The organism is Nocardia sp. NPDC024068 (genome assembly GCF_040638875.1).
In the GTDB taxonomy this organism is placed as follows: Bacteria; Actinomycetota; Actinomycetes; order Mycobacteriales; family Mycobacteriaceae; genus Nocardia.
Genome location: NZ_JBEZYU010000036.1, coordinates 34,514 through 54,097 on the forward strand (window position 1 = coordinate 34,514; position 19,584 = coordinate 54,097).

The following is a 19,584-nucleotide window of genomic DNA, read 5'->3' on the forward strand; positions in this document are numbered from 1 at the left end:
TCTGGGCAGCCCTGCCAAGACCCCGAAACGACCGCCGAGACCCGGGAACGCCGGCCGGGCCCGGTTGCCGCGTAACCCGATCCGCGGGCCGCGCGGGGCCCGAGCGAACCCGGAGCTACGGTCAGGCGGCGGAGGTGACCCGGTACACGTCGTAGACGCCCTCGACGTTGCGGACCACATTCAGCAAGTGCCCCAGATGTTTCGGATCACCCATCTCGAAAGTGAACTTGCTGATCGCGACCCGGTCGCCGTGGGTGGTCACCGCGGCCGACAGAATGTTGACCTTCTCGTCGGCCAGCACCTTCGTGACATCGGACAGCAGGCGGGTGCGGTCCAGTGCCTCGATCTGGATGGCCACCAGGAACACCGAATGCGGTGACGGCGCCCACTCGACGTCGATGATGCGTTCGGACTGGTCCCGCAGTGAATCGGCGTTGGTGCAGTCCACCCGATGCACACTGACCGAACCCCCGCGGGTGACGAAGCCCAAGATCTCGTCGCCCGGAACCGGCGTACAGCATTTGGCCAGCTTCGCGACGGTGCCTTCGGCGCCGGGAATCAACACCCCGGCATCGCCGCTGAGCCGCTGCCGCGGCGGTGTGGTCGACGGTGTGGACCGTTCGGCGAGTTCGTTCTCCACATCGCCGATCCCGCCCAGCTGCGCCATCAGGCGCTGGACCACGTGCCGCGCCGAGACCTGATGCTCCCCGACCGCGGTGTACAGCATGGAGATATCGCCGTAGTGCAACTCGTGCGCGACAGCGGTCATGGCGTCGACATTCATCAGCCGCTGCAGCGGCAGCCCGACGCGTTTGACCTCCTTGTTGATCTGCTCCTTGCCGTTCTCCAGAGCTTCCTCGCGGCGCTCCTTGGCGAACCACTGCCGGATCTTGGCCTTGGCGCGCGGCGAGACGACGAAACTCTGCCAGTCGCGGCTCGGCCCGGCGTTGGGCGCCTTGGAGGTGAAGACCTCGACGACCTCACCGTTCTCGAGCTGGCGTTCCAGCGCGACCAGCCGCCCGTTCACCCGCGCGCCGATACATTTGTGCCCGACCTCGGTATGCACGGCGTAGGCGAAATCCACCGGAGTGGACTTCTGCGGCAGGGTGATCACATCCCCCTTGGGGGTGAAGACGAAGATCTCCGGAGCCTTGAGATCGAACCGCAGCGATTCCAGGAACTCGGCCGGATCGGCGGCCTCTCGCTGCCAATCGAGCAGCTGCCGCATCCAGGCCATATCGTCGACCTCGCCGGAATCGCCGGAATGGCGGCCCTTGGTCTCCTTGTAGCGCCAGTGCGCGGCGATACCGAACTCGGCGGTCCGGTGCATATCGTGGGTGCGGATCTGCACCTCGAGCGGTTTACCGTCCGGACCGACCACCGTGGTGTGCAGCGACTGGTACACCCCGTACCGGGGCTGGGCGATGTAATCCTTGAACCGGCCGGCCATCGGCTGCCACAACGAGTGCACGACACCGACGGCGGCATAGCAGTCGCGGACCTCGTCGCAGAGGATCCGGATACCCACGAGATCGTGGATATCGTCGAAATCCTTTCCCTTGACGATCATCTTCTGATAGATCGACCAGTAGTGCTTCGGCCGGCCTTCGACGGTCGCGGGGATACGCGACGCCGCCAGGGTGTTGACGATCTCCGCGCGCACTTTCGCCAGGTAGGTGTCACGTGACGGGGCGCGGTCGGCGACGAGCCGGACGATCTCGTCGTACTTCTTCGGATGCAGGATCGCGAACGCGAGATCCTCCAGTTCCCATTTGACCGTCGCCATCCCGAGTCGATGCGCCAGCGGGGCGATCACCTCGAGCGTTTCCCGGGCCTTCTTGGCCTGCTTCTCCGGCGGCAGGAAGCGCATGGTCCGCATATTGTGCAGCCGGTCGGCCACCTTGATCACCAGGACCCGCGGGTCGCGGGCCATCGCGATGATCATCTTGCGGATGGTCTCGGCCTCGGCGGCCGCGCCCAGATTGACCTTGTCCAGCTTGGTGACGCCGTCGACGAGGTGGGCGACCTCGGGCCCGAAATCGGCGGTCAGCTGTTCGAGGGTGTACCCGGTGTCCTCGACCGTGTCGTGCAGGAGCGCCGCGACCAGGGTGGTGGTGTCCATCCCCAGTTCGGCGAGGATATTCGCGACGGCCAGCGGATGGGTGATGTACGGATCGCCGGATTTCCGGAACTGGGTGGCGTGCCGTTCGTCGGCGACGTCGAACGCCCGCTGCAACTGGGTGAGATTGGCCTTCGGGTACAGGTCCCGGTGCACCGTGGCCAGTGGTTCGAGTACCGGCTTCACCGCCGGGATACCGCGCTGACCGGTCATCCGCCGGGCGAGCCGGGCCCGCACCCGGCGGGAGGCCGAACTCGGCACCGCGCCCGACTGCCGACCGGCCTCCGGCTCGGTGTCACGGCGCGCACCGGCGGCGGGAGCGGCGGGGGTGGAAGCACCGTTGGCCGATGAGCCGGACGTCTGCTCGACATTCGTCTCGCCCAGATGCTGAGTCATGCCACCACCTCTCCCTGCCACGGCCGGTCACCGCAACGTTCCAGACCACCAACTCTAGCCCCCGCAGCACCACGGGAAACCCCGCAGCAACAGCATCGACACCTATCGATATGACCACCCACCCGTGTGAACACCGTATTCGAGTCCGGCCATTGCGGCGCGACCGGGTTTCGGCTCATTCGCGCAGTCCTTCCGAGGTCAGTTCGGCGTGCCGGGTGATGCCGATCTCGTCCAGGAACCGCAGGTCGTGGCTCACCACGATCAGCGCCCCCTGGAAGGCCGCCAGGGCCTGGGTGAGATGCCCGAGGCTCACCAGGTCGAGGTTGTTGGTGGGTTCGTCGAGGATCAGCAGTCTGGGCGCGGGTTCGGCCAGCAGCAGCATGGCCAGGGCAGCGCGTAACCGTTCACCTCCCGACAGTGCGGCGGCGGGCATATCGGCGGCGGCGCCGCGGAACAGGAAACGCGCGAGCCGGCCACGGATCAGCTCCGGATCGGCATGCGGGGCGCCCGCCGCGACGTTCTCGTATACCGTTGCGCTCTCGTCGAACACATCCAGCCGCTGCGGCAACATCCGCCAGGACACCCGCGGGCCCTCGTCGGCGATCCGGCGTAACAGGGTCGTCTTACCCGCGCCGTTGCGGCCGGTGATCGCCAGCCGCTGCGGGCCGTTCACCGCCAGCGAGACGACCGGGCCGTTGGCCAGCGTCACCTCCTCCAGCGCGATCACCTGCTGCCCCGGGTACAGCCGGGTGCCGGGAAGGTCGACGCGGATCTCCCGGTCGTCGCGGAGTAGCTCCTCGGCCTGTTCCAACCGCTGCTCGGCCTCCTCCACCTTCTCGAGGTGGTTGTTGCGCAGCTTGCCGGCCGATACCTCGGCCTGCCTCTTGCGCGCCCCCATGATGATCTTGGGTTCGCGCTTGTTCTCGTACATCTTCTGCCCGTAGCGGCGGCGGCGATCGAGTTTGATCCGGGTCTCCACCAGCTCGCGGGACTGTTTGCGTACCTCACCGCGCGCGTCCCGAATCGCCGTCCGGGCGGTCTCCTGTTCCTGTTCGATGATCTGCTCGTAGTAGCTGAATCGTCCGCCGAACAGGCGCAGCCGGCCGGCGCGCAGTTCGGCGATGGCGTCCATCCGTTCCAGCAGTTCCCGGTCGTGGCCGGCAACCAGTACCGTCCCGCCGAACTGGGCCAGCACCTCGTACAGCCGATTTCGCGCCGCGGCGTCCAGATTGTTGGTGGGCTCGTCCAGCAGGAGCACATCCGGATCGGCGAGCAGTTCGGCCACCAGGCCGAGCAGTACCGTCTCGCCGCCCGACAGGGTGTCGAGCCGTCGATCCAGGTGGTGCGGGGAACCCGCGAGATAGTCCAGGCCCAGGCGGCCCAGCAGTGCCACCGCGCGTTCCTCGACATCCCAACGGGCGCCGACGGTCTCGAAATCGGAGTCGGCGGCGGTCCCGGATTCGATCCGGTGCAGCGCCGCTCGCACGCCGGCGATACCGAGCACCTCGTCCACCCGCTGCCCCACCGACAGTCCGAGGTCCTGCCGGAGATAACCGAGTGCACCGGTGACACCGATCGAACCGCGCGCGGGCCCGAACTCCCCGGCGATCAACCGCAGCAGCGTGGACTTGCCGGCGCCGTTGGATCCGACCAGCCCGATACGGCCCGGGCCCAGCACCGCGTCCAGCCCGTCGAACACCGGAGTGCCGTCCGGCCAGGAGAAAGTGAGATCGGAAAAAGAAATAGTGGCCATTGCTGCCCCTCGAGGTATCGGTGCGAACGCGACGCGCAGAATGCGGGCCGCACGAGCGACTACCTCATGAGAGCAACGGCAGCTCCGATCATCGGGAACAAGACGACAGACAAACTACTCCGGCACACGGGTCGGCGCCAGCGATTATTGCCCGTGTCACTCCTGTCCCCGACCTGACCGGGTACTAGACGGTGACGATCGCCGTCACCGGATACTCCCCCTGCCGGGCTCGCCCGCCCAGCGCCTCGATCTCCAGGACGACCGCCGCCGCGACCACCTGGGCACCGACCGTCCGGAAGAGATCCGCCGCGGCGGCGAGCGTGCCGCCGGTCGCCAGGACATCGTCCAGCAGCAGGACCCGCCGACCTTCCAACGCCACACCGGTCGCCGGGACCTCGAGGGCCGCCGTGCCGTATTCGAGCTCGTATTCGCGGGTGATGACCGGGGGCGGGAGCTTACCGCGCTTACGCACCGCGAGGACACCGGTGCCCAGCGTCGCCGCGACGCCCGCACCGAGCAGGAATCCCCGGGCATCGACACCGGCTACCAGGTCGACATCCGGCACCAGCGTCGCCAGGCAGTCGACGACCGTCCGGAAACCCTCGGGGTCGGCGAAAACCGGGGTGAGATCGGCGAACCGCACCCCGGGCTCCGGGAAGTCGTCGGCCCAGCGGGTGTGCCGCCGGACCAGCTCGGCCGCCCGACCGGTCCGCTCGGCGACCACAGCGCCGGGATCCGCCGCCGAATGCTCACTCATCCACACACCTCCGTCATCGGCGCCGAGCGCCGGACCACCACCACGCGCCGAGCGCCCGCTCACCACCACGCGCCGAACACCGGATCACCGCTGCGCTCGGGCACCGGATCACCGCTGCAGGACCCACTGATCCATATTCCAGCCGGAACCGGCCCGGGAGGGGCCGGGGATGGCGTGCTCCAGGCCCCCGCCGAACGCGATGGTGCGCGGCGTCGCGAACAGCGGCACGCTCGGCAGCTGCGCCCACAGCAGATTCTCCGCCTCGGTGAGCAGATTCAGCTGGTCGGTCGAATCATCGTCGCCGGCGAGCTGATCGGTGATCGCGTCGTAGCGGCCGTTGCGGAACTGCCCGATATTGAGCCCGCTGCCGCTACGCAGACCGCCGATATCCTCCCGGCCGTCGAGCGAACCCGCGGGCCCCGGAGCACCGCCCGGGCCACCGAGCACCGCATCCACCGCGCCACCGGCGAGCTGCGCCGGGGTGAAATCGGGAGTACTCGCGTCCTGCACCGTGATTCCCGCGCCGCGGCACGCGTCGGCGATCATCGAAACGGTACGCGCCCGCCGGGCATCCGGTGCGAGATAACCCACCCGGACGGTGAGTGTTTTCTGCCCGGTCTCGGCCAGGGCCGCCTTCGCACCCGGGACATCGCTGCCCGCATATTGTCCGGCCGCACCCGTCACCGCCGGGTAGAACAGCGAATCCTGCTGCACTGTGCGCGAATTCGACATTCCGGAGCCCAGCCCCGCTTCCGGGGCCTCGGTCACCCGGCCCAGTTCGTCGAACAACGCCTGGCGCGGAACGCACAGAGCCAGCGCACGTCGCGCCGCGGCCTGTTCGAACACCCCGCGCGTCCCCAGTACCAACTGCTCGACGCCACGGCTGGGCAGCTGCTGGACGGCATAGGCGCTCAGGTCGAGATCGGGCAGCGAACCGGCCCCGATATCGGCCACGGCAACCGACCCGCTCTCGATCTTGTCGGCGAGATCCGCCGGTTTCGGATAGACGACGATACGGCCGGTGGCCGGCGCTTCACCCCACCAGCGTTCGTTGGCAACCAGAACCAGGCCGTCGTCGGCGTCGAAGGATTCGATCCGGTAGGGCCCGGAGGCCGGGAACCGGGTGGCGTCGAGATCACCGGGCGCCAGATCCCAGCCCTTGTTCCAGAACTCCGCCAGCCGGCCGAGCGCATCGCGGTCGTCCTGCTGTACCGCGGTGACGACATCGGGCACGTTCGCGGCCTGCGCGGCGATATGGGCGGGCATCAGCTCACCCGCGCCGAAGAGGGTGCGCCAGGGCATATAGCGGCGACCGGGCCGGAAGACCACGGTGCCGTCCTTGGAGCCGGGCTGGCATTCCACCCGCTCGATATCCTCGTATCCGGCGGTGCTCGCCGAATCGAAGCCGGGAACGCGGCCGCTGCGCGCGGCCCAGGTGAACACCAGATCGTCACAGGAGGTGGGCACCCCGTCGGAGTAGACGCCCTTCGGGTTCAGCCGGTACTGGATGGTCTGCGCCTCCCCCGGCACCTCCTTGGCGGTGCCGGTATCGGAATCGGCCACCGGCTGACCGTCCGGCCCGGTATAGAAGAACCCGGTCAGCACCCGGCCGAAAACGGCCTGAGCCGACGCCGAACCCGCAGTGGTACCACCGTTGTAGCTGGTGACGGTGGTGTCGACGGCGTAGCCGATCGACGGGACCTGGTCCGCACCCGAACATCCCGACGCCAGTCCGGCGGCCGCGGCGGTGGCCGCGAGCAGCGCGATCGTACGGCGCGGATATGACTGTCGCATCGATCCCTACCCCTCGTCTGTCAGTGCCGCCTCTGTCGTTTTCCGGTCGGGCGCGTACCGGGCCGGGGCCCGGCCGCACCGGCCCTGCGCGGTGCCTGCTGCGTCGCGTCGCCGGGCTCCGCCGGCACGGGCCGGCGGCCCGGAGCGCCGTTCCGTTCCGGTCCGGGTCCCGGGCGTCCCGGCGCCGGGCGGCCGGCGGCCGCGGCGGCCCGGCGGGCGTGGACCTTCTTCGTATGCGCCGCCACCGGGCCCCAGCGCTCCTTGATGGACACCAGCAGCGGTGTGGCGAAGAAGATCGACGAATAGGCGCCGACCACCGTGCCGACCAGCTGGACCAGTGCGAGATCCTGCAGGGTTCCGACTCCGAGCATCCACACCGCGATCACCATCAGGCCGATGATCGGCAGTGCGCCGATGATCGTGGTGTTGATGGATCGCATCAGTGTCTGGTTGATCGCCAGGTTGGCCTGCTCCGCGTAGGTCCGCCTGTTGGTGTGTAGTACACCACGGGTGTTCTCCTCGACCTTGTCGAACACCACCACCGAGTCGTAGAGCGAGAAACCGAGGATGGTCAGCATGCCGATCACCATCGCCGGCGTCACCTCGAACCCGACCAGTGAATAGACACCGGCGGTGACCAGCAGGTCGAAGACGAGGGCGGCCAGCGCCGCCAGCGCCATATCGCGCTCGTACCGGATACCGATGTAGACGCTGACCAGTACCAGGAACACCGCCAGCGCGATCAGCGCCTGCCGGGTGATCTGACCGCCCCAGGTCTCACTGACATCGGAGGCGCTGATCGCGTTGCGGCTCGGGTTACCGCTCGCGTCGCGCGGCTGGAACTCGTCGTACAACGCGGTCTGCAGCGAATTCAGCTGACCGGCGTCGAGGGTCTCGGAGCGGATCAGGATCGTCGCGCCGCCGCCGGTGCCCACGGTCTGCACCGATTCGGGGTCGGCACCGATCGTCTCGGTGTACACCTGCTCGACCTGTTCGGTGGTCGCGTCGCCGGCCGGGAGCTGGATCCGCGACCCGCCGACGAAATCGATACCGAAGGTGAAACCACGCAGCGCCATGCTGGCCAGGCAGATCAGCACGATCACGGCGGTGATCAGGTACCAGCGGCGGCGGTTGCCCACCACGTCGAGCACACCGGTACCGGTGTAGAGGCGGCTCATCCAACTGTGCCGGGGGCCGGAGGAAGGCCGCGGAGCGGATTTGTCCATCGTCACGGGGCTGTTCATCGTCACGCCTTCCCGACCGCGGCCTCGGCCGCCTTGCGTTCACGGGCGAGCTGTTGCATCGCGCCGAGCCCGTTCACCGAGGGTTTGGCCCAGAAGGCTGAGCGCGAGGCCAGATGCACCAGCGGTGCCGTCACCAGGAACACCACCACCACGTCGAGGATGGTGGTCAGGCCGAGCGTGAAGGCGAACCCGCGCACCTGCCCGACGGCCAGTACGTAGAGCACCGCGGCGGCGATGAAGCTCACCGCGTTACCGGACAGGATCGTCTTGCGGGCACGCTGCCAGCCCCGGGGTACGGCGGACCGGAAACTTCGGCCCTCGCGTATCTCGTCCTTGATGCGTTCGAAGAACACCACGAACGAGTCGGCCGTCATACCGATACCGATGATCAGACCGGCGATACCGGCGAGGTCGAGGGTGAAGCCGATCCAGCGGCCCAGCAGGACCATGATCCCGTACACCGCGATACCGGACCCGACCAGCGACAACGCCGTGAGGAAGCCGAGCATGCGGTAGTAGGCCAGGCAGTACACCAGCACCACGGCCAGGCCGACCGCGCCGGCGATCAGACCCGCGCGCAGCGAGGACAGGCCCAGGGTCGCGGAGACGGTCTCGGCCTCGGAGGTCTGGAACGACAGCGGCAGCGAACCGTATTTGAGCGTATTCGCCAGGTCCTGCGCGCTGGAGGCGTTGAAGTTGCCGGAGATCTGGGTCCGGCCGCCGAGCTGAGGTCCCTGCTGCACGACCGGCGCGCTGACCACCTGGGAGTCCAGGACGAACGCGACACGCTGCTGGATGTATTCGCCGGTGAGCGCCGCCCACGCGTCGCTGCCGCCGCCCTTGAACTCCAGGTTGATCTCGTGCCGCGACTGCTCGGTGTTGAAACCGGAGGTGGCGTCGGCGATCTCCTGACCGTCGATCCGGCTCTTGTCGAGCAGGAAGATCTCGGTCCCATCGGTGGAGCAGGTCACCAGCGGCAGGTTCGGATCGTCGTTACCGGCCAGCGGATCGGGAGCCGAACAGTCCAGGGCGGACATGGCCAGTTTCTGCATGGTCGGATCGGTGCTCTGCCGGATGGCCTTCGCGGCCTCGATCTCCTGCTGCACCTGTTCCTGGGGGCTCAGCGATTCGTCGGCGGGAGCCGGTTCACCGGGGGCCGGGGCGGGCGTCTGCTCACCGGGCGCGGGCGCCGGAGCGGGCTCCCCGGGGGCGGGCGTATCGGGGAGGGGGGTACCGGGGGCCTGCGCCGGATGGACGTCGAGTTCCTCGGCGGAAATCGGAGCGGCCGCCGCGGGGGTCTCTTCGGCCGGGGCGGACTGGTCTCCGGTGTCGCCGGCACCGTCGGCGGGCGCCTCACCCGCCGGAGCCGATCCCTCGGGCACGGTCCCCTCCGGCACGGTAGCCCCGGGCACGGTCCCGTCGGGCGCGGCACCCTGCGGCGCGGATCCGTCGGCCGGAGCGGGCGCGGTGGGGTCGCCGGGGGCGGTCGGCGCGGTGGGCTGCTGCCCCGGCGCCTGCTGCCCCTGCTGGGTGTTCGGTGCCGGTGCGGCCTGCAGCACCGGGCGGATGTAGAGCTTGGCGGTCGTGGCGAGGGTGCGGGCCTGCTGGCTGTCGTCGCCCGGCACGGTGATCACGAGATTGTCCCCGTCGATCACCACCTCCGAGCCGGAGACGCCGAGCCCGTTCACCCGGTTCTCGATGATCTCCTGCGCCTTGGTGAGGCTGTCCTGGCTGGGCCGGTTCCCGTCGGGGGTCCGGGCGGTCAGCGTGACCCGGGTACCACCCTGCAGGTCGATGCCGAGCTTGGGTGTCGGTGATTTGTCACCGGTAAAGAACACCAGCGCGTAGATCGCGGCCACCAGCACGCCGAACAAGGCGAGCCAGCGGAATTGGTGCGCCGATCCCTGGGACGGTGGCACAGGTCGTCATCTCCTAGGCGGAAGTTCTGGGTGGAACGGCCACGGCACATGCCGAAGCCACCGGTCGCCCGGGTAATCCGGTCCGGTGGCCGGGCCGTGGATTCAGTCCTTGGTCAGCCGGGTCTGGGTCTGCTCCGTCGTCTCCTCGGCGGCGGGGGCCGACGGCGAGTCGGTGGACTCGGCGGCATCGTCACCGGGAGTGGCGTCGGTGGCGGTGGCGTCGGTGGCGTCACCGGCGGTGTCGTCGTCGACGCGCACCTCGCGGATCGCCTGCCGCAGCCAGGTCGTGACGACGTCCTCGGCGATCTCCAGATCGACACTGGTGTCGTCGGCCTCGATCACGGTGCCGTACAGGCCGGAGGTGGTGACGACCCGGTCGCCGACCTTCAGTCCATCCTGCATCTGGGCGACCTTGTCGGCCTCTTTCTTCTGGCGGCGCATACCGAGGAACATCGGCACGAGCAGCGCGACCAGTATGAGGGGAAACAGCAGATCCATGGTCGAAGTCAGTCCTGATCTGGGTGAGGAGAGGGACGGGTACGCACACAGTCTGCCAGTTCGCCCGTCCGGCGCCACACCCGCACGCCCGAACACGCCGATCGCCGGAGCCCGGGACACCGCACCGGGAGGTCCGGCGCATCCGCTTCACCCGGTACCGGATGGTCCGGCTCCTCGATCGGCCCCGAGGTCCGGTGCGCCGCCATACTCGGGGTATGACACCGGAAGATATTCACCAGATCACTTTCGGCCGTGCGCCGTTCGGCAGTCGCGGCTACCGTGAACGCGAGGTGGACGAACTCCTGGACGTCATCGCCGCGGCGCTCGCCGGACGCACTGTGCTGACCTCGGCGCACCTGGACCGGGAGTTGCCGCAGGCGCCACTGCTGACCCGTGGGTACCACCCGGATCAGGTGGACGCATTCCTGCAGCGGGTTCGCGCCGAGTTCCGCATCTGAACGTTGCGTCCGGGTCCCGCGCCGGCCGGGCTCAATCGAACAGATCGAGGGTCGGGTGCGGTTCCCGGCCACGGACCTCGAGTGCCCCGAATACCAGGTCGGGCGGCGGAGTGAGTCCCAGATGGGTCCAGGCGGCGGCGGTCGCCACCCGGCCGCGTGGGGTGCGGGCGACCATTCCGGCGCGGACCAGGAACGGTTCGCAGACCTCTTCCACGGTCGTCGCCTCCTCGCCCACCGCGACCGCGAGGGTCGACACCCCCACCGGCCCGCCGCCGAATCCGCGGACGAGCGCTCCCAGCACCGCCCGGTCCAGGCGGTCGAGCCCGAGCGTGTCGACGTCGTAGACCTCGAGCGCCGCCCGCGCGACCGGTACCGTGATCCGGCCATCGGCACGAACCTCGGCGTAGTCACGGACCCGGCGCAGCAGCCGGTTGGCGATACGGGGGGTGCCGCGAGACCGGCCGGCGATCTCGGCGGCGGCGTCGGTATCGATCTGCACGCCGAGAATCTGCGCCGAGCGCTGCAGGATGAGCAGTAGTTCGGCGGGTTCGTAGAAATCCATATGCCCGGTGAATCCGAACCGGTCCCGTAGCGGCCCGGTGAGCGCACCGGAGCGGGTGGTCGCCCCCACCAGGGTGAACGGGGCGATATCGAGCGGGATGGAGGTGGCGCCGGGACCTTTGCCGACCACGACGTCGACCCGGAAGTCCTCCATCGCCAGGTACAGCATCTCCTCGGCCGGACGGGCCATCCGGTGGATCTCGTCGATGAAGAGCACATCGCCGTGCACCAGGTTGCTGAGCATGGCCGCCAAATCTCCGGCGCGCTCCAGGGCGGGGCCGGAGGTGATCCGCAGCGCGGAACCCAGTTCGCCGGCGACGATCATCGCCAGACTGGTCTTACCCAGCCCGGGTGGACCGGACAGCAGTATGTGGTCGGGGGTGCCGCCGCGCGCCGTGGCCCCGCGCAGGACCAGCGCCAGCTGTTCCCGGACCCGGGGCTGGCCGATGAATCCGTCCAGCGAGGTGGGACGCAGCCCGGACTCGGCATCGCCGTCGGAGGCCAGGTATCCGGCACTGACCGGGGAATCCGCCGGCTCCGGGAAATCGTCGTAGTCCATCACGGCCTAGCGGTTCTTGCCGAGCATCCCGAGAGCGGCCCGCAATGCGGTCGAGTTCCCGGCGTCGGGCTGTTCGGCGAGGACCGCGTCCACGGCCGGTTCGGCCTGTTTGAGCGGGAACCCGAGCCCGGTGAGGGCCTCCAGCACCTGCTCCCGCACCGGGGTGTGCACCGGCGCCGGTGCCGCGCCGGGGGTGTCCGGCACGGGAACCAGGTTCACCTTGTCCCGCAGTTCCACGACCATCCGCTCGGCGCCGCGCTTACCGATTCCCGGCACCCGGGTGAGCGCCGCGAGATCGCCGGCGGCGAGCGCTTTACGCAATGTTTCGGGTTCGAGCACCGCGAGCACCGCCATCGCCAGCCGGGGGCCGACTCCGGAGACGGTCTGCAGCAGCCCGAACAGATCCCGGGTCTCGGTATCGGCGAACCCGTACAGGGTCATCGAATCCTCGCGCACGATGAGCGCGGTGTGCAGCCGGGCCTCTTCGCCGCGGGTGAGGCGGGCGAGCGTCGCGGGAGTGGCGTTCAACTGGTATCCGACCCCGGCGGTTTCGATCACCGCATGGTCGAGGGCGAGTTCGATCACCTCGCCCCGGATGGACGCGATCACCCGCGCACCGCCTTCCGCTGTTCTTCGAGTCTTTGTGTGTACTGCCGCCGGGCCTGTTCGGCCAGCGCCTCGGCCCGGGCCATCCGGTCCAGGAGTGGAGCCCGCCAGCAGTGACAGATGGCCAGCGCCAGAGCGTCGGCCGCGTCGGCGGGTTTCGGCGGCGCCGCGAGCCCGAGGATACGGGTGACCATAGCGGTCACCTGCTTCTTGTCCGCACTGCCGTTACCGGTGACCGCGGCCTTCACCTCGCTCGGCGTATGGAACATCACCGGGATATCGCGGCGGGCGGCGGCCAGCGCGATGACCCCGCCGGCCTGGGCGGTGCCCATGGCGGTGCGCACATTGTGCTGGGCGAACACCCGCTCGATCGCCACCACGTCCGGCCGGTGGGTCCGTATCCACTCCTCGGCGGCATCGGAGATCCGCAGCAGGCGCCGGGCCAGGTCCATCTCCGCCGGGGTCCGTACGACATCCACCGCGATCGCCCGCACGCTGCGTCCCGCGCCCCCTTCGACCATGCTCACCCCGCACCGGGTGAGCCCGGGGTCGACGCCCATCACCCGCACCGCGCACCTTTCCCAGAACGAACAGTTGTTCGAACTATAGTGCAGGCGCGGAGATCCCGGCGCGAGTGACACGGGCCGTGCCGGGCGCGGGTGAGACCGGCCGAGCGGTTCCGGTCAGCGGGCCAGCCGCTCGGCGAAGACGTCGTAGGCGGCGGAGTCGAACAGTACGAATCGCGCTTCGTCGATATCGGCGGAGTACTCGCGCACCGTCTCGATCGCGATCCGCGCGGCATCGTCCATGGGCCAGCGGTAGACGCCGGTGGAGACGGCGGGGAAGGCCACCGTCCGCGCCCCCAGTCCGGCCGCGACCCGCAGCGATTCGCTGTAGCAGGAGGCCAGCAGCGGCGCCAGTTGCGCGGCGCGGTCGCCACGCGCCGACCAGACCGGCCCGACGGTGTGGATCACCCAGCGGGCGGGGAGCTCGCCCGCGGTCGTCGCCACCGCCGCGCCGGTCGGCAGGCCACGGGGGTACTCGGTGTCCCGGAGTCGCCGGCATTCCGCGAGGATCGCGGGTCCGCCGCGCCGGTGGATGGCACCGTCCACACCCCCGCCACCGAGCAGTTCGGAGTTCGCGGCATTGACCACCGCGTCGACCTGCTGCTCGGTGATATCCCCGAGAACGAGCGTCACAGCGACCATGCCGCCATTGTGCCGCCGCCCGCCGCCGCGGCCACAGCGGCACACCGGGCGTCACGAACCCGTGCTGGACAATTACGTAACCGATTGGTTACGCTTTAACGGTGGACGAGGTGGCCGCGGCGATAGCCGATCCGATCCGGCGCGAGATTCTGGAGCTGCTGCGCGGCGGCCGGCTCACCGCGGGCGCCATCGCCGCCCGGTTCCCGGTCAGCCGGCCCTCGATCAGCAGGCATCTGCGGGTCCTGCGGGACAGCGGGCTGGTCCACGACGAGCTACGCGGACGGCAGCGGTACTACACACTCGACACCGCACCGCTGCGGTCCATCGGCGCCTGGATCGCCGCCCTCGACCGGCCCACCGGCTGGGAACACCGGCTCGACGCCCTGGGCACCGAAGTCCACCGCACCCGCCGGGACCGCCGCGGCGGCACCGCATCGGCCACCCCGGCACCACCCCCGTCCCTCAGCGAGGAGAACTCGGCATGACCAATCCACCCGCCGGCCGCCTGGAGCGCACCGAACACGGCCGGGATCTGATCCTCACCCGGACCTACCGCGCCCCCATCGAAGACGTCTGGGCCAGTATCACCGAATCCGACCGCACCGCCCGGTGGTTCGGCCCCTGGGAGGGCGAAGCCGGACCGGGCCGCACCATTCGCGTCCAGATGACCTACGAGGACGAACAACCCTGGGCCGACTACACCATCGACACCTGCGTTCCACCCCGGCACCTCGGGCTGCGTACCGTCGACGAATACGGGAGCTGGCATCTGGAGGCGACGCTCACCGAACAGGACGGGCAGACCGAACTGGTGTTCACCCACCATCTCGAATCGGACGAGAAGGTCACCGAGGTCGGTCCGGGCTGGGAGTACTACCTGGACGCGCTCGGCGCGGCCCGCGCCGGAGCGCCATATCCCGATTTCGACGACTACTACCCCGCGATGCGGGACTACTACGCGAATCTGGAGGCCTAGCATCGCTTCCGGTGCGGGCGGCGAACGCCGCGAAAGCGGTCGCGGGACGATCGAGTCCCCGTGATCACGGAGATACACGTACGGGGCGGCACCGCGCGGCGGCACCACCCCGTACGTGGGGGACGGCTCTAGTCGTCCAGTTGCGCGAGGACCTCGTCGGAGAGATCGACATTGGTGTAGACGTTCTGCACGTCGTCGCTGTCCTCCAGCGCGTCGACCAGCTTGAACACCTTGCGGGCGCCGTCGACGTCCACCGCCACGCTCACCGAGGGCTGGAACCCGGATTCGGCCGAGTCGTAGTCGATACCGGCGGACTGCAGCGCCGAACGCACCGCGATCAGATCACCGGGCTCGCTGATGACCTCGAACGATTCACCGAGGTCACTGACCTCTTCGGCGCCGGCGTCGAGGACCGCCATCAGCACATCGTCCTCGGACAGGCCGTTCTTCTCCAGGGTGACGATGCCCTTGCGGTGAAACAGGTAGGCCACCGAACCGGGATCGGCCATATTGCCGCCGTTGCGGGTCATGGCGACACGCACCTCGCCGGCCGCACGGTTGCGGTTGTCGGTGAGGCATTCGATCAGCACGGCGACACCGTTGGGACCGTAACCCTCGTACATGATGGTCTGCCAGTCGGCGCCGCCGGCTTCTTCGCCGCCGCCGCGCTTACGCGCCCGCTCGATATTGTCGTTGGGGACCGAGGATTTCTTCGCCTTCTGGATGGCGTCGAAGAGGGTCGGATTACCTTCCGGATCGCCACCACCGGTCCGGGCCGCCACCTCGATGTTCTTGATCAGCTTGGCGAACAGCTTGCCGCGCTTGGCATCGATCGCCGCCTTCTTGTGCTTGGTGGTGGCCCATTTGGAGTGGCCGCTCATTCCCTACTTCCTTCAGGTCGATGGCACGCTATCGGACGACAACGCTACGCCACGCACGAGATCGACGAACAATCGGTGTACACGGTGGTCGCCGGTCACTTCCGGATGGAAGGCGGTCGCCACGACCCGCCCCTGCCGCACCGCGACGATCCGGCCCGCCGCGGGGCCACCGGGCACCCGGGCCAGCACCTCGACCTCCGCCCCGGCCCGCTCCACCCACGGCGCCCGGATGAACACCGCCCGCATCGGCCCGCCGTCGACGCCGGCGAACTCCAGATCGGTTTCGAACGAATCGACCTGACGGCCGAACGCGTTGCGCCGCACGGTCATATCGATACCGTCGAGATGGTGGGCGTCGGGCCGGGTATCGAGGATCTCGCTCGCCAGCAGGATCATCCCCGCGCAGGACCCGAACGCCGGCATCCCGGCCCGCAGCCGGGCGCGCAGCGGTTCCAGCAGGTCGAAGATCTCCAGCAGTTTGCTGATGGCCGTGGACTCCCCGCCGGGCAGCACCAGCCCGTCCACGGCGGCCAGTTCGGCCGGTCTGCGCACCAGTACCGGGCGGGCGCCGCAGGCGGCGAGGACCGCGAGATGTTCCCGGACATCGCCCTGCAGGGCCAGTACGCCGATGGTGGGCCCGGCGGGCGCACCGGAACCGGGTCCGGCCGCCGGCCGTGGGGAATCCGCAGACTCGTTCACCCTGGCGAGCTTACGATCCCGTTCGGTGTGCGCGGGCTCACGCTCCCTCACGTCAAGAACGCAGGGTGCGGATCAGCCCCTCCTGGACCACCGCCGCCACCAGGCGCCCGCCGCGATCGAAGATCTTGCCGCCGGTCAGGGCGCGACCGAACCCGGCCGAGGGTGAGGACTGGTCGTAGAGCAGCCAGTCGTCGGTGCGGAACGGCCGCAGGAACCACATCGCGTGATCCAGCGACGCGTTCTGCGTGGGTTCGTCGGGATGGGTGACCTTGGACGAGCCGAGCAGCGTCATATCGCTCATATAGGCGAGCGTGCACACGTGGAACAGCGGATCGTCGGGCAGCGGATGCCGGTACCGGAACCACACCTGCTGCGGGGAGACCACCCCGGGCCGCCGGGTCACCTGTTCCTGCGGAACCGGGCGGATATCCCAGTGCTCCCATTCCCGCATGGCCCACAGCCGCTCCGGGTCCATGGAGGTCTTCGCGTCGGGCAGACCGTCCGGCGGCGCTACGTCGGCCATCTCGTCCTGATGGGAGGGACCTTCGTCGCCGATGTGGAAGGACGCCGACATGGTGAATATGGCGTCACCGTCCTGCACACCGGTCACCCGGCGGGTGCAGAAGGAGCGGCCGTCGCGGATCCGATCCACCATGTAGACGGTCGGCGCCTCGGGGTTGCCCGGGCGCAGGAAGTACCCGTGCAGCGAATGCACCTGGAAACGCGGCTCCACCGTGCGCACCGCCGAGACCAGCGCCTGACCCGCCACCTGCCCGCCGAAAGTGCGGGGCAGCTGGGTCTTGGGGTACGCGCCGCGGAAGATATCGCGCTCGAGGCGTTCGAGTTCCAGTGCCTCTTCGATAGTCGCCATCCGCTGAGATTATCCCGGACGGTCCGATTTCCCATGGTCCGGTGCAGGGTAATCCCCGTCACCGGAGGTAGGTCCGGACCTGCTGTGATGGTCGGATGCCGCGCTTCACCCCGATAACCCCCGACGCCCTCGTCGAACTGCTGACCGAACGCCTTCGCGTACTGGACGGCCACCGGGTGGTCGCCGTGGACGGCGCGGATGCGGCCCATCCATTGGAATTCGCGCACCACGCGGCCGGCCGGGTACGCGACGACGGCCGCCCGGCCGAAGTGATCTCGGTACACGATTTCGTCCGGCCGGCCTCGCTGCGCATGGAATTCGGCCGCGACGAGATCTCTTATCGCACGGGCTGGTTCGACTACGAGGCGCTCCGGCGTGAAGTACTCGATCCGATCCACCGCACCGGCACCTGGCTGCCCGCGCTGTGGGACGAGGCCGCCGACCGTTCCGCCCGCGCGCGCCCGCACACGGCGCTGCCCGCGACGGTTCTGTTCGTCGCGGGCCCGATGCTGCTGGGCCGGGGACTGTCCTTCGACCTCACCGTCCGGCTCGATCTCGGCGCCGCCGCGCTTGCCCGCGGGACTCCTGGCGAGGATGCCTGGACCGTCCCCGCCCTACTCGCTCACGACCGGCACCACAACGAGACACCGACGTACTTCATCCGCTGGGACCACCCCGACCGCCCCGCCCTGCATACCGGCGAGGACTGATCGCTCACGCCGCCAACGCGGATCGTCGACACCGCCCGCCCCGGCAGGCCGACCGGACCACCTCCTCGGCTGCCGGCAGCGCCTCCCGGCCCGATACCAGCAAGCGCCGCTCCCGCCGGAGTCAGTTCGATCCGGCGGGAGCACAGCACCAACGGCGTGCCGAGCTCTCCGGGAGAATTACCACCCGCGTTCGGCGAGCCGGTGCGGCTGCGGGATGTCGTCGACGTTGATCCCGACCATCGCCTCGCCCAGGCCGCGCGACACCTTGGCCAGCACATCGGGGTCGTCGTAGAAGGTGGTGGCCTTCACGATCGCGGCGGCACGCTGCTCCGGGTTACCGGATTTGAAGATGCCCGAGCCCACGAACACACCCTCCGCGCCGAGCTGCATCATCATGGCCGCGTCCGCCGGGGTGGCGATACCACCGGCGGTGAACAGCACGACGGGCAGTTTTCCGGTCTCGGCGATCTCCTTGACCAGTTCGTAGGGCGCCTGCAGTTCCTTGGCGGCGACGAAGAGTTCGTCGGAGGGCAGCGTGGTCAGGCGGCGGATCTCCTGCCGGATCTTGCGCATATGCGTGGTGGCGTTGGAGACGTCACCGGTGCCGGCCTCACCCTTGGAGCGGATCATCGCCGCACCCTCGGTGATGCGGCGCAGCGCCTCGCCGAGATTGGTGGCACCGCAGACGAACGGCACCGTGAAATTCCATTTGTCGATGTGGTTGGCGTAATCGGCGGGGGTCAGCACCTCGGATTCGTCGATGTAGTCGACACCGAGGCTCTGCAGCACCTGGGCCTCCACGAAATGCCCGATCCGGGCCTTGGCCATCACCGGGATGGAGACCGCCTCGATGATCCCGTCGATCATGTCCGGATCGCTCATCCGGGAGACACCGCCCTGGGCGCGGATATCGGCGGGCACCCGCTCCAGCGCCATCACCGCGACGGCCCCGGCGTCCTCGGCGATCTTCGCCTGATCCGGGGTGACGACATCCATGATCACCCCGCCCTTGAGCATCTCGGCCATCCCGCGCTTCACGCGGGCGGTACCCGCCTCGCGGGTGGCGTCGGTCCGGTTGGTCTGGGGCGTGGTCACGGCAGCTCCTGTGTCTGTTGCCTTGGTCGATCCTCGATGAACACCACGATTCTAGGTGGGCCCGAAAACGACCTTCATAGCCAGTGAGACCACACTGGACTGCCAACCACCTGGGACTATCCGATCACCGGGCACGACTGGACCGGAAAACACGACCGCCGGACCGGTGAACACCGGCCCGGCGGGCATACAGCGAAACCGGCTCAGATCGGATTGACCACGAGCAGCTTCGCCCAGTACTCCGCGGCTCCGGGGCCCAGAATCGGGAGCAGGTAATCGAACAGGATGTAGGACAACGTCTTCACCTCCACACACCGAATCGACACAACTACGGTGTGTCAAACCGCCTGCGACCCTAACATGCCAGTGAGCTGTGTCACAGGCGCGGCTTCGCCGCGCGGGGTTCGGCCCTCTTGGCGTCTGCTGTCAGCCCTCGAGACTTGTGGCTTCGCCGTTCGGCGAGCAGCACCCGCTGACGTT

Annotated in this window: 19 protein-coding genes; 4 read left to right on the plus strand and 15 right to left on the minus strand. The window is 68.9% G+C overall.

Features of this window, described 5'->3' with window-relative positions:
- Positions 1-121: 121 nt before the first annotated feature.
- From AB0F41_RS22660 to yajC, 7 genes are all read right to left on the minus strand, one after another.
- Positions 122-2,515, minus strand: a complete 2,394-nt coding sequence (locus tag AB0F41_RS22660; RefSeq protein ID WP_357426873.1) for a RelA/SpoT family protein — start codon at positions 2,513-2,515, stop codon at positions 122-124.
- 175 nt (positions 2,516-2,690) lie between these two features.
- Positions 2,691-4,268: an ATP-binding cassette domain-containing protein gene (locus tag AB0F41_RS22665; protein WP_357426875.1), complete on the minus strand. Its 1,578-nt coding sequence runs from the start codon at positions 4,266-4,268 to the stop codon at positions 2,691-2,693.
- A gap of 184 nt (positions 4,269-4,452) precedes the next feature.
- Positions 4,453-5,025 carry an adenine phosphoribosyltransferase gene (locus tag AB0F41_RS22670; protein ID WP_357426878.1) on the minus strand — a complete coding sequence of 191 codons (573 nt, stop codon included), beginning with the start codon at positions 5,023-5,025 and terminating at the stop codon, positions 4,453-4,455.
- Positions 5,026-5,133: 108 nt separating this feature from the next.
- Positions 5,134-6,819 carry an ABC transporter substrate-binding protein gene (locus tag AB0F41_RS22675; RefSeq protein ID WP_357426880.1) on the minus strand — a complete coding sequence of 562 codons (1,686 nt, stop codon included), beginning with the start codon at positions 6,817-6,819 and terminating at the stop codon, positions 5,134-5,136.
- A 20-nt stretch (positions 6,820-6,839) separates the two neighbouring features.
- Positions 6,840-8,063, minus strand: coding sequence for a protein translocase subunit SecF (gene secF, locus AB0F41_RS22680; RefSeq protein ID WP_357426882.1), 1,224 nt, complete (start codon positions 8,061-8,063; stop codon positions 6,840-6,842).
- A gap of 2 nt (positions 8,064-8,065) precedes the next feature.
- The gene (secD, locus tag AB0F41_RS22685; protein ID WP_357426884.1) at positions 8,066-9,982 is read right to left on the minus strand and encodes a protein translocase subunit SecD; all 1,917 of its coding nucleotides are present in this window, start codon (positions 9,980-9,982) and stop codon (positions 8,066-8,068) included.
- A gap of 102 nt (positions 9,983-10,084) precedes the next feature.
- Positions 10,085-10,480 carry a preprotein translocase subunit YajC gene (gene yajC, locus AB0F41_RS22690; RefSeq protein ID WP_357426886.1) on the minus strand — a complete coding sequence of 132 codons (396 nt, stop codon included), beginning with the start codon at positions 10,478-10,480 and terminating at the stop codon, positions 10,085-10,087.
- A 215-nt stretch (positions 10,481-10,695) separates the two neighbouring features.
- On the opposite strand from yajC, the gene AB0F41_RS22695 reads away from it, so the two are divergent.
- Complete coding sequence (locus tag AB0F41_RS22695) at positions 10,696-10,938, plus strand: DivIVA domain-containing protein (protein ID WP_357426888.1); 243 nt, start codon at positions 10,696-10,698, stop codon at positions 10,936-10,938.
- Positions 10,939-10,969: 31 nt separating this feature from the next.
- Here the strand turns inward: AB0F41_RS22695 and ruvB are convergent, their stop codons facing one another.
- The 4 genes from ruvB to AB0F41_RS22715 form a co-directional block, all read right to left on the minus strand.
- Entirely contained in the window at positions 10,970-12,058 is a 1,089-nt protein-coding gene (ruvB, locus tag AB0F41_RS22700; RefSeq protein ID WP_357426890.1) for a Holliday junction branch migration DNA helicase RuvB, read from the minus strand.
- A gap of 6 nt (positions 12,059-12,064) precedes the next feature.
- Positions 12,065-12,667, minus strand: a complete 603-nt coding sequence (gene ruvA / locus AB0F41_RS22705) for a Holliday junction branch migration protein RuvA (RefSeq protein ID WP_357426892.1) — start codon at positions 12,665-12,667, stop codon at positions 12,065-12,067.
- Positions 12,664-13,233, minus strand: coding sequence for a crossover junction endodeoxyribonuclease RuvC (gene ruvC / locus AB0F41_RS22710; protein WP_357426894.1), 570 nt, complete (start codon positions 13,231-13,233; stop codon positions 12,664-12,666). Before ruvC ends, ruvA begins: the two co-directional genes overlap by 4 nt.
- Before the next feature lie 114 nt (positions 13,234-13,347).
- The gene (locus tag AB0F41_RS22715; RefSeq protein ID WP_357426896.1) at positions 13,348-13,872 is read right to left on the minus strand and encodes an O-acetyl-ADP-ribose deacetylase; all 525 of its coding nucleotides are present in this window, start codon (positions 13,870-13,872) and stop codon (positions 13,348-13,350) included.
- A 101-nt stretch (positions 13,873-13,973) separates the two neighbouring features.
- Here AB0F41_RS22715 and AB0F41_RS22720 point away from each other — a divergent pair, with 101 nt between their 5' ends.
- Together AB0F41_RS22720 and AB0F41_RS22725 are read left to right on the plus strand one after the other, a co-directional pair.
- The gene (locus AB0F41_RS22720; RefSeq protein WP_357426898.1) at positions 13,974-14,357 is read left to right on the plus strand and encodes a metalloregulator ArsR/SmtB family transcription factor; all 384 of its coding nucleotides are present in this window, start codon (positions 13,974-13,976) and stop codon (positions 14,355-14,357) included.
- Positions 14,354-14,848, plus strand: coding sequence for an SRPBCC family protein (locus AB0F41_RS22725; protein ID WP_357426900.1), 495 nt, complete (start codon positions 14,354-14,356; stop codon positions 14,846-14,848). The genes AB0F41_RS22720 and AB0F41_RS22725 overlap by 4 nt, the downstream gene beginning before the upstream one ends.
- Positions 14,849-14,976: 128 nt before the next feature.
- Here the strand turns inward: AB0F41_RS22725 and AB0F41_RS22730 are convergent, their stop codons facing one another.
- From AB0F41_RS22730 to AB0F41_RS22740, 3 genes are all read right to left on the minus strand, one after another.
- A complete protein-coding gene (locus AB0F41_RS22730) occupies positions 14,977-15,729 on the minus strand; it encodes a YebC/PmpR family DNA-binding transcriptional regulator (RefSeq protein ID WP_357426902.1) in 753 nt (250 codons plus the stop codon).
- A gap of 12 nt (positions 15,730-15,741) precedes the next feature.
- Positions 15,742-16,359 (minus strand): pyridoxal 5'-phosphate synthase glutaminase subunit PdxT, encoded by a 618-nt coding sequence (pdxT, locus tag AB0F41_RS22735; RefSeq protein WP_357426910.1) that lies wholly within the window; start codon positions 16,357-16,359, stop codon positions 15,742-15,744.
- 121 nt (positions 16,360-16,480) lie between these two features.
- Complete coding sequence (locus AB0F41_RS22740; protein ID WP_357426904.1) at positions 16,481-17,299, minus strand: acyl-CoA thioesterase II; 819 nt, start codon at positions 17,297-17,299, stop codon at positions 16,481-16,483.
- A 95-nt stretch (positions 17,300-17,394) separates the two neighbouring features.
- Between AB0F41_RS22740 and AB0F41_RS22745 the strand changes: the two genes are divergently transcribed.
- Entirely contained in the window at positions 17,395-18,009 is a 615-nt protein-coding gene (locus AB0F41_RS22745) for a hypothetical protein (protein ID WP_357426906.1), read from the plus strand.
- Between the two features lie 177 nt (positions 18,010-18,186).
- On the opposite strand, the gene pdxS is transcribed toward AB0F41_RS22745, so the two are convergent.
- On the minus strand, positions 18,187-19,104 hold the full coding sequence (gene pdxS, locus AB0F41_RS22750; RefSeq protein ID WP_357426908.1) for a pyridoxal 5'-phosphate synthase lyase subunit PdxS: 918 nt from the start codon (positions 19,102-19,104) through the stop codon (positions 18,187-18,189).
- Between the last annotated feature and the right edge of the window lie 480 nt (positions 19,105-19,584).

Excerpts from the sequence above, each read along its gene's own strand:
- yajC (WP_357426886.1), bottom strand. The coding sequence starts at position 10,480 with ATGGATCTGCTGTTTCCCCTCATACTGGTCGCGCTGCTCGTGCCGATG.
- secF (WP_357426882.1), bottom strand. The coding sequence starts at position 8,063 with ATGAACAGCCCCGTGACGATGGACAAATCCGCTCCGCGGCCTTCCTCC.
- AB0F41_RS22660 (WP_357426873.1), bottom strand. The coding sequence starts at position 2,515 with ATGACTCAGCATCTGGGCGAGACGAATGTCGAGCAGACGTCCGGCTCA.
- AB0F41_RS22695 (WP_357426888.1), top strand. The coding sequence starts at position 10,696 with ATGACACCGGAAGATATTCACCAGATCACTTTCGGCCGTGCGCCGTTC.
- AB0F41_RS22675 (WP_357426880.1), bottom strand. The coding sequence starts at position 6,819 with ATGCGACAGTCATATCCGCGCCGTACGATCGCGCTGCTCGCGGCCACC.
- AB0F41_RS22665 (WP_357426875.1), bottom strand. The coding sequence starts at position 4,268 with ATGGCCACTATTTCTTTTTCCGATCTCACTTTCTCCTGGCCGGACGGC.
- ruvB (WP_357426890.1), bottom strand. The coding sequence starts at position 12,058 with ATGGACTACGACGATTTCCCGGAGCCGGCGGATTCCCCGGTCAGTGCC.
- AB0F41_RS22670 (WP_357426878.1), bottom strand. The coding sequence starts at position 5,025 with ATGAGTGAGCATTCGGCGGCGGATCCCGGCGCTGTGGTCGCCGAGCGG.
- AB0F41_RS22745 (WP_357426906.1), top strand. The coding sequence starts at position 17,395 with ATGCCGCGCTTCACCCCGATAACCCCCGACGCCCTCGTCGAACTGCTG.
- AB0F41_RS22715 (WP_357426896.1), bottom strand. The coding sequence starts at position 13,872 with ATGGTCGCTGTGACGCTCGTTCTCGGGGATATCACCGAGCAGCAGGTC.
- AB0F41_RS22730 (WP_357426902.1), bottom strand. The coding sequence starts at position 15,729 with ATGAGCGGCCACTCCAAATGGGCCACCACCAAGCACAAGAAGGCGGCG.
- AB0F41_RS22725 (WP_357426900.1), top strand. The coding sequence starts at position 14,354 with ATGACCAATCCACCCGCCGGCCGCCTGGAGCGCACCGAACACGGCCGG.
- AB0F41_RS22740 (WP_357426904.1), bottom strand. The coding sequence starts at position 17,299 with ATGGCGACTATCGAAGAGGCACTGGAACTCGAACGCCTCGAGCGCGAT.